Annotated in this window: 11 protein-coding genes; 10 read left to right on the top strand and 1 reads right to left on the bottom strand. The window is 40.8% G+C overall.

Translation table 11 applies throughout. The features are described 5' to 3' along the window. The first annotated feature begins 299 nt into the window (after positions 1–299). The 7 genes from AC19MV_RS20935 (at position 300) to tnpC (ending at position 4,865) form a co-directional block, all read left to right on the top strand. Entirely contained in the window at positions 300–485 is a 186-nt protein-coding gene (locus AC19MV_RS20935; RefSeq protein ID WP_432367707.1) for a hypothetical protein, read from the top strand. A gap of 131 nt (positions 486–616) precedes the next feature. Continuing rightward, positions 617–784 (top strand): hypothetical protein, encoded by a 168-nt coding sequence (locus tag AC19MV_RS20930; protein ID WP_432367705.1) that lies wholly within the window; start codon positions 617–619, stop codon positions 782–784. Next, positions 778–1,242: a plasmid fertility inhibition factor family protein gene (locus AC19MV_RS20925; protein WP_432367703.1), complete on the top strand. Its 465-nt coding sequence runs from the start codon at positions 778–780 to the stop codon at positions 1,240–1,242. The genes AC19MV_RS20930 and AC19MV_RS20925 overlap by 7 nt, the downstream gene beginning before the upstream one ends. 4 nt (positions 1,243–1,246) lie before the next feature. After that, positions 1,247–2,146 carry a hypothetical protein gene (locus AC19MV_RS20920; protein WP_432367701.1) on the top strand — a complete coding sequence of 300 codons (900 nt, stop codon included), beginning with the start codon at positions 1,247–1,249 and terminating at the stop codon, positions 2,144–2,146. 454 nt (positions 2,147–2,600) lie between these two features. Further along, entirely contained in the window at positions 2,601–2,945 is a 345-nt protein-coding gene (locus AC19MV_RS20915) for an IS66 family insertion sequence element accessory protein TnpB (RefSeq protein ID WP_498309846.1), read from the top strand. Continuing rightward, positions 2,942–3,292 carry an IS66 family insertion sequence element accessory protein TnpB gene (tnpB, locus tag AC19MV_RS20910; RefSeq protein WP_498309845.1) on the top strand — a complete coding sequence of 117 codons (351 nt, stop codon included), beginning with the start codon at positions 2,942–2,944 and terminating at the stop codon, positions 3,290–3,292. The genes AC19MV_RS20915 and tnpB overlap by 4 nt, the downstream gene beginning before the upstream one ends. Positions 3,293–3,383: 91 nt before the next feature. Then, positions 3,384–4,865 (top strand): IS66 family transposase, encoded by a 1,482-nt coding sequence (tnpC, locus tag AC19MV_RS20905; RefSeq protein WP_498309844.1) that lies wholly within the window; start codon positions 3,384–3,386, stop codon positions 4,863–4,865. Here tnpC and AC19MV_RS20900 read toward each other — a convergent pair. Next, entirely contained in the window at positions 4,855–5,013 is a 159-nt protein-coding gene (locus AC19MV_RS20900; RefSeq protein WP_498309843.1) for a hypothetical protein, read from the bottom strand. The genes tnpC and AC19MV_RS20900 overlap by 11 nt on opposite strands. A 97-nt stretch (positions 5,014–5,110) precedes the next feature. Between AC19MV_RS20900 and AC19MV_RS20895 the strand changes: the two genes are divergently transcribed. The 3 genes from AC19MV_RS20895 to AC19MV_RS20885 all read left to right on the top strand — a co-directional run bounded on the left by AC19MV_RS20895 (position 5,111) and on the right by AC19MV_RS20885 (position 7,344). Next, on the top strand, positions 5,111–5,806 hold the full coding sequence (locus AC19MV_RS20895) for a hypothetical protein (RefSeq protein WP_498309842.1): 696 nt from the start codon (positions 5,111–5,113) through the stop codon (positions 5,804–5,806). Between the two features lie 37 nt (positions 5,807–5,843). After that, positions 5,844–7,003 (top strand): IS3 family transposase gene (locus AC19MV_RS20890; protein WP_160056987.1). Its coding sequence is split into 2 segments (ribosomal slippage): positions 5,844–6,093 and positions 6,093–7,003, totalling 1,161 coding nucleotides; the frame shifts between segments, so codons are not numbered across the junction. Then, positions 7,000–7,344, top strand: coding sequence for a hypothetical protein (locus tag AC19MV_RS20885; RefSeq protein ID WP_498309841.1), 345 nt, complete (start codon positions 7,000–7,002; stop codon positions 7,342–7,344). Before AC19MV_RS20890 ends, AC19MV_RS20885 begins: the two co-directional genes overlap by 4 nt. Positions 7,345–7,364 lie beyond the last annotated feature (20 nt).

Raw genomic sequence — 7,364 nt, 5'->3', positions numbered from 1 at the left:
TAAGTTTAAGGGGTAGTTAACCTCATAATTTGCCATACTTTGGAGAAGTAACCCACCTTTGTATGCCTTTAGATATCGTGAGTATGGCGATTTATGTTACTTTAGAGGGGAAAATCCCTAGAACCCCTAAGTGCTTCAGGTTGGGGGAATGAAAGCGAGACAACAACCCCGGGCGCTGTAATTTCTTCCAGTGAGCGACGTTAATGTGTATTTACCGCTAACAACTTATTTTCTATTCAAACATGACTTAAAAAGAAGTTATTTTATCAAATTGCTGGAAATATCGAGGTTTTCCGCTCATGAACAAAACAATACTTGTGAAAGCTTACTTTAGTGAAATTAACTCAACACCTCGTCAGTCCATGCTTAAATCTGATCCTTGGGGAAACCCTAACGCACCGACAAATGAACCTAAAAACGCTGATTCAGAGGTAAAAGCAAACAAATGTATTGTTGACTCAGAAACCTTACTTGGGGCAGCGTAGCCGAGTCAGTGAAGTTTTAAATTACAAAAGACGACTCAGTATAGGCATGATCAGAAAGCTTAATGAAGGGCTTAAAATTCCTTTAGAAAGCCTTATTCGCGACTACCAATTAGCTCGATAGGAAATAGCACATGAAAACTGGTGAAATTATTGATTTTTCTGTTACAGCTAGATGTCCTCACTGTACTGAAATTACGGCAGTGAATGACGGTGAATTAAGATCTAAAGAGGCTGTGTGTCAGCACTGCGATGAAAGCTTTTCAGTTGAATTAGATATATATGATTTAAAGCTATGTTAATTGAACAAATCAATCCAGACTTGTTTAAAATCCCACTGCCAATTGGTGCAGTTTACCCACATTTAATTTGGAAGACCGACCTGCCTTCTAACCGTTTTTCGGATGATTGGGAGGTCATATTTGCCCCTATGAAACGGTTTATCGATTTGTGTATAGATCCTTCAATTAAAATGATTGATCCCGCTGAAGGTTGGAATACTGATAAGCGTGAAGAATACATAAAAGGTCAATCACCTGAAGACTACTCAATGTCGATGCCAAGAATTGGATTTAGTCAGAGAGATTTAAGAGTATCGACTTTTATGGGGCTATTGGGCAAAACTAAGAGTGTTTGGAGCGTGGGTTTCGTCAATGGGAGACATAGAACCCGCATAGCTGAGTATTTAGGGGCTGAGTTTATTCCAGTGCAAGTGAATAAATCAGAAGCAAATGCCTTAAAAAAACATTTGGGGATATAGATCAATGGCTTTAAATCTTGCGAAAGCTGAGAGTTTTTCCACCCCATTGATGGTTTCTGAGAGTTCAGACTTTCAAAAGCTATCAGGTGAAAACAGACTAAGAGCTTTAGCTAAGACCATTCCATCTCATGGTCATCATCAACTGCATTCAGTTACTCAAAGCTGTATATCAGCTACTATCCATGCCACTCAAGAATATTTATCACAGTTAATCGCGGGACTTTCACTTACAAATCCTAACTTGGGTAGGTTTTTGGTAGTGTCGTCTTCCGGATTGAATGCCATCAGCTGGCTTGAACGGACTAAAGACAGCCAGCATGGCTGGATACCCAATTTCCCTGTAAGTGGGTATATAACATTTGGTATGCTAAAGACGCCGCCAACATATGGTTTAGGCCCGCTTGAACCCGCAATAAAACTGTATGTCAATAGAAGTGACGATAACTGCGATGACTTCGCTGTAGATTTTTCCGTATCCAATGCAGACCATATGCGGTTTTTGAACATGCTTATTAAAGATTCTGGAGCCTTGTGGGAGCAATTCGAATCCCTATTTGGGGTTACGCCATCTACTCCTACTCCTCTACCAGAAGAAGTTGAGAGTGAATCAGGCACAGAGCTTAATTGTCGTGATTATTTGTCTGCTTTTATTAAACATGTTGTAGATAAAGCAGATGATGAAGATAGTTGCTTGGAAAGTTTCGATTTACAGTTCTTAGTAAAAACAACAAGTTCTCTTCATGGACCAATCGTGGCCGCGATAGCACTATTTGAGGCGTATTCGCTATATCTTCACAGCTCGCATGTAATTCGGCATGAGGTACGTCAATCGATGGTCATTGACATTCTTACAGCTGCGATTAATACGGGTATCACAACTAATTGCAATGAAAAATATGATTGAAGCAACGGTTCTAATGTACCCCTCTGGTTTCTATTGCACTACATGCACCTACGGCTCACCCGAAGAATTAGAAGAGCTATACAAGGACGCTTACTAAGACCGAAGCGATTAGCGATGGTGTGAGTTATGGTTATGGATATGGTTATTCATACACTGACAGCCTTATTGTCATAGCAAGAAAAGTAAGTTAAACCGTTTTCAGAGTCAAACTCGAAGTAACAAGCACCTTCAATTTCTTCAACACTCCCTTATTAATTACGCGTTTTCCCGTTCAGAGTCCAAATCGGCACCTGAAACGAGCAAAAACTGGTGCCATTGCTTGATATCATAAAGGTATTAAAAATCATAATTCACACATGAACTGAATATAGGGTAACCGTCTAGCGAACCACACCTCGCATCGTTAATCTGACTATCTGAAAATACCTGCTCAATGAGAAATTCGGAGCAAGTGATGAAAACTTACAGAACAGCGGCACAGTGGCTGGAACTACTTCAGCAACGCAGCAATTTCAAAGGCACTAATATTGAATTCTGCCAACACCATAATGTCGCTATTACCACTTACTATAAACAACGTACTTTACAGGCTGAGAACCTGCAAAACCCAACCTTATTCAAGTCAGGTTTCAGCGCTACATCATCACGTTTTATTCAGGTAAATCAAACCACCACTGAATTCTGCGCGCAAACTCATCCAAATGTGCTTCAGTTTGATATCCGCACAGGCCAGTTAATGTTTCCTGCCAATTTAGCAACGACCGATATCGTTTCCATCATTAAAGGGCTAACGGCATGAAGATGTTTGTTGATGTGCCCACCGTTTATTTATGTGCCGATGTGGTCGATTTTCGTAAATCGATTAATGGATTAGCGGCCTTGGTGGAAGCAGAGCTTGAACTACCTGTGCTCAGTGGCACACTATTTGTGTTTTGTAATAAAGGGCGCGATAAACTCAAACTGCTGTACTGGGATAACACCGGTTTTGCCCTGTGGTATAAGCGTTTAGATAAGTATAAGTTCAAATGGCCTAAACTCATGTCACCCACCATGACATTAACCGAGCAACAATTACACTGGTTATTAGCAGGTTATGATGTGATTGGGCACAGCACAATTGATGTCGCAGGTAAGAAAATGCTTTAATTATTCAAAAGAGTTGGCGATCGATTGATGATCATCAAAAGACGTTCAGTTAGCACTGGAAAGCCTTTTGTTATGCCTTAAAATAGGCTTCATGAAAAATGAACTCGCCCTTAAACAGCGTATTGCTGAACTTGAAAAACTGTTAGTGCAGAAGGATGCACAAATCGCAGCCCTGGAAGAGCGCTGGCGTTTAGCCCAACAAAAACAATTCGGCAAGAGTGCTGAAGGCTTTGTCGGGCAAGGCGAGTTATTCAATGAAGTGGAAGAGATTATTGAAGCCGCTGAGGCTGAGCAGCAATCCATTAGTTATACCCGTAAAAAGCCGGTGCGTAAGCCACTGCCAAAAGACTTACCCCGTGAACAAGTTATCCACGATATTGAAGATAAATTGTGTAATTGCTGTGGCGGTGAGCTACATAAAATGGGTGAAGATAAGTCAGAAAAGCTTGAGTTTATTCCCGCTCAAATCAAAGTGATTGAGCACATTCGGCCTAAGTACGCTTGCCGTCACTGTGATAAATCCTCGACTCACACCCCGATAAAGCAAGCCTCAATGCCTGCCATGCCCATCAACAAAGGCATTGCCACAAGCAGTTTGCTCAGTCAGCTTATCACCAGTAAATACCAATATGGGCTACCGCTTTATCGCCAGGAAGCGATGTTCAAGCAATACGGTATTGAGCTCAGTCGCCAGACCATGAGCAGCTGGATAGATAAATCCGCCGCACTCTTCGCGCCACTAGTTGAGCGACTTAAAGCCGAGCTGTTAAAGCAACCCACGTTGTTTGCCGATGAAACGCCATTAAAGGTAGTGAAATCCAATAAAGTGAACAGCTACATGTGGGTGTATTGCTCAGGTAGGGATTCACCAGACCCGAATAATCCTATCCCTAATATCGTGCTTTACGACTTCCACAATAGTCGCGCGGCCGCGTGCGTGGTCAATTATCTTGATGGATATCAAGGGTATTTACACGTGGATGGTTATCAGGCCTATGCCAAAACAGAGGCAACCTTAATCGGTTGTTGGGCTCATGCTCGTCGTAAATTTATCGAGGCGAAAAAGCTACAAGGGAAAAATAAAACCGGTAAAGCGGATGTGGTATTGAGCCTTATCCAAAAACTGTACGCTGTTGAGTCACGCGTTAAAGATAAAAGTGTGGATGATAAATACACGATAAGGCAACAAGCCAGTGTGCCTATACTGGACAAGCTAAAAGCATGGCTTGAGCAGAACCAGCCAAATTTAGTAGGTAACATCAAACTGATAGAGGCGGCTAATTACCTGGCTAATCAATGGCACAAGCTTATCCGTTATGTGGATGATGGACGACTCAGCATCGATAACAATAGAGCTGAACGCGCGGTAAAACCATTTGTGATAGGCCGAAAGAATTGGTTATTTAGCCAAACGGCTAGCGGTGCACATGCCAGCGCCACACTTTACAGCATTGTGGAAACCGCAAAGGTAAATGGTTTAATCCCATTTGATTACATCATGGCTTGCCTTAATGAACTGTGCCAACCAGCACCGGATATCGACAGCCTGTTACCATGGAATTTTAAAAAGTAGGTGTAGATGCCCAGACGCTTACAATGTAATTGGTATAAGTGGTAATAGCGACATTATGGTGTTGGCAGAATTCAATATTAGTGCCTTTGAAATTGCTGCGTTGCTGAAGTAGTTCCAGCCACTGTGCCGCTGTTCTGTAAGTTTTCATCACTTGCTCCGAATTTATCATTGAGCAGGTATTTTCAGATAGTCAGATTAACGATGCGAGGTGTGGTTCGCTAGACGGTTACAATATAGGTGTAAAAATGAGCATTGAAAGCAATATAAGTAAGAATGCCAGCATCGCAAGGGCGCTTACCGATACATACCAAAATGTAATAGATAAGACATTAAATTTGTTATATTCAATTCGCGATAATGAATATATGTATGATCCCAATATACCTGATTTAAGTGACGCCGATATTGCTGTTCGATTACAAATATACGAGAGGGTGATATCTCAATACAAGAAGCCTAATATAGCTGAAATATTTAAGAAATATCATTACTTTAAAGATGACAAAAAAGTTACCAATAAAGTGGCTAAAAAGGTATTAGATTTACTGCTCAAATCAGGACAAGGCAATTATGGGGCGACAAAGGAAACAGAGCGATTTCAATGTTGGTTTTATCAAGAACACATATTAAAAAACATAGAAGTAAAATCAATTAGTTACTCACTCGATGAAGAAGAGCTTGAAGCGCCAAGAATAGTCATTTTTGGAAAATGGGAGAAACATTCCCCTTATATTATAATCGATGGTGATGATGAAGATACTGTTACTTTTTTTATATGGGAAAAAGGCATCCGTTGGCATTATAGTTATGATGCAAATACAGATAATTATTTTGACAAAAAAGTTTTAAGTAATCTTTGTAACGATGGGGCCGAATACTACATTAAAAGCACAGAAGCTTTAAGGGTTTCCTGTAGTGGTCTAATTCCATCGGACACTTAATTTTGAGACAGTATGGTCAATAAATTAAGGGGTCGATATGAGTTTAAAAAAATCACATAAGAGTTATCCGCAGGTATTTAAAGATGAAGCCGTCTTGATGGTGCTAGAGCAAGGATATAGCGTTGCTGATGCAGCAAAATCGCTTGGGGTTAGCACTAGCTTGCTTTACAACTGGAAGGAAAAACACCAAGCCCTGCAACAAGGTATCACCTTAGAAGAGTCTGAGCGTGATGAGTTGAAACGATTGCGTAGAGAAAATAAAGAATTACGCATGGAGAAAGAAATACTAAAAAAGGCAAGCGCCTTCTTTGCGAGAGAAATGAAGTAAAATTTCGCTTCATCAAACAGCAATCTAACCGGTTCCCTATCGCACTGTTATGCCGAGTAATGAGTGTCAGTAAGTCAGGCTATTACGATTGGCATAAACGCCCTGCAAACGTGATAAGCCTTGAAACACTAAAGCTTTATCGCCTTGTTCGACAGCTATTTAAGCAAAGTCGAGGCAGCTTAGGGAATCGTGAAATGGTGAAGAAATTGCGCAAGGAAGGCTACCAGGTTGGTCGCTATCTCGTTCGTAAAATTATGCACCGCCTTCGACTCAGAGCTACCCAGCGACGTGCTTACAAGGTGACGACACAGCGAAAACACTCAGATGCAGTGGCTGAGAACCTGTTAAACATGAACTTTAACCCTGTATCAGCTAATGAGGTTTGGGCAGGTGACGTGACCTATTTAAAGACCGGTGAAGGCTGGATGTATTTGGCGGTGGTAATGGATTTATATTCACGCCGGATTGTTGGATGGCACATAGACAAACGCATGACTACAGATTTGATATCCAAGGCATTAATGAAAGCCTATAACCTGCGCCAACCGGCCAGAGGGCTGGTATTTCACAGTGACCGAGGTTCACAGTATACCAGCAAGCAATTCGGTAAGCTGTTATCAAGCTATGGTATCCGAGCCAGTATGGGGGATGTGGGTGCGTGTTGGGATAATGCCGTCGTTGAACGTTTCTTTGGTAGTTTGAAACACGATTGGATTTTTAAAGTTGCTCAACCAACAAGGGAGTTTATGAAGCAAGATGTGACTGCTTACATGAAATATTACAACTTGGAGCGACTTCATTCAGCTAATGGTGATCTGTCACCGGTAGAGTTTGAAAATTCTCAACTAAAAGTGTCCAGTTTGGCTTGACCAGTACATCCAATCTATCAAAAGAAAAAGATATCGAGTTTGCACTAAGTGTAGAAAGCACAACAAAACAACTAATTTTCGAAGCTTTTGGTGAGTATGTTTGTGGTATTACATCGAAAGAGGACACGTTATCGTTCCTCGCTAATTTACCAGAGAGATGTTTTAGTTTGGATTATAGATATAATGTTGGTTTTACAGAACTGCCACTGACAAGGCGGTATGATTTTCTCGAAGATTTAGAAGATTTAGAAAAAATAAAATCCGAACTCAAAATACCCAAAAATCATTACATAAAAAAAGTATCTGACAGCTATTTTAATTCATTACTAATATATTTATAAACTGTAGAGCGCGTAAGACA

It is taken from the genome of Shewanella sp. MF05913, assembly GCF_059758095.1.
This window is presented reverse-complemented; position numbering and strand designations above follow the sequence as displayed.